At 75.4% G+C, this 1,210-nt stretch carries 1 protein-coding gene and 1 pseudogene; both read right to left on the bottom strand.

Annotation, left to right across the window (positions count from 1 at the left end; translation table 11 throughout):
* Nucleotides 1–376 (bottom strand): annotated as a pseudogene (locus LE181_RS19105) (nucleotidyl transferase AbiEii/AbiGii toxin family protein); the annotation flags it as partial.
* Between the two features lie 66 nt (nucleotides 377–442).
* Nucleotides 443–1,210: hypothetical protein (locus LE181_RS19100; protein WP_308103158.1), on the bottom strand; the 768-nt coding region annotated here is incomplete at its 5' end.

Genomic DNA, 1,210 nt, shown 5'->3' with positions numbered 1-1,210 from the left:
TGGTGCCGGCCACGTCCTCGGCGGCCAGGGCGGGCCCGTACGGGGTGGGGACGGGCGGGCGCCACATCGTCTCCTTGAGGACGTGCACCTCGCAGTCCTCGCCGGTCACGGGCTCGGTGACCATCAGGCGGGCGGAGAGCGGTTCGGCGTCCGTCTCCCGCACCCGCAGGCCACGCGCCTGCAGCCCGGTGCGGAGGGCGGCTGCGATGTCCGCCATCGGCACCGGGCTGTCGGTGGCCAGGGCCAGGTCGGTGACGGGCCGGACCACCAGGCCGTGGGCCTGGACGGCGACGCCTCCGGTCAGTACGAGCGGGTAGGGCTCGCCGAGCTCCACCAGGTCGGCGAGCAGCCGCTGCTGGAGGTCGGTGAGCCTCATGCCGCGGTCCGCTTCCATGGCCGTGATTATGGCGTGACTGTCACCGGTCGCCGGTCAGTACGCGCCTCAGCGGGCCGGCCAGCCGTCCAGCTGGCGGTGGACCCTGACGGCCGGGCGGGTGCCGGCGGCGGTGGTGGAGTCGGGCCTCGCGAGGAGGGCGGTGACCTCGGCGGCCAGGGCGTCGGCCTTCTTCTTCAGCTCGGCGGCGGGGAGCCGGGAGCCGCCGAGGGCGTCCAGACGGCGGTGGATGTCGGCCAGCCGGCGCTGGGCCGCGGCGGTCAGCCGGGTGGCCTTGGGCGTGGAGACGACGAACTGGTAGGCGCCCGCCAGGGTTTGGCAGCCGTTGCAGTGGTCGTTGAGGGCGCGGCCCTTGTTGACGGTGTCGAGCCGGACGTTCTTGCCCGCGAGGGTGACGATCTGGAACGACAGGGCCACCGAACGGCAGGCGTCGTCGGCGGTGCAGCCGGAGGAGGTGGCGTTCGCCCGGTTGCTCAGGCGGGCCGCGGCGACCGGGCCGAGCTGGTGGACGCGGAAGCTGTCGCGGTACTCGGTGTGGTGGCGGTGGTTCGCGGTGGTGCGGACGCTGTCGAAGGTCACGGCGACGCCCTCGGACGCCTGGGCCGGGCCGGCGGTGGCGGCCGTGGCGACGCCGGCGGCCAGCAGGCCCAGGCGCAGGAAGTGGCGGGAGAGGAACGGGTTCACGGTCTGCTCCTTGGGAGTTCTCACGGTGACGGTGTCGGGGAGGGTGCCGGGGCCGTCGGAGCCGGGGCGGAGGGCTCGGCGGGCGGCGGCGGGGAAGTGGCGGGGGCCGGGGCCGGGGCGGTCGTCGCGGGC

Origin of the sequence: Streptomyces sichuanensis (assembly GCF_020328095.1) — a bacterium.
Classification (GTDB): Bacteria; Actinomycetota; Actinomycetes; order Streptomycetales; family Streptomycetaceae; genus Streptomyces; species Streptomyces cinnamoneus.
The sequence above is the reverse complement of the archived record's forward strand: the minus strand, read 5'-3'. Positions and strand labels throughout refer to the sequence as shown.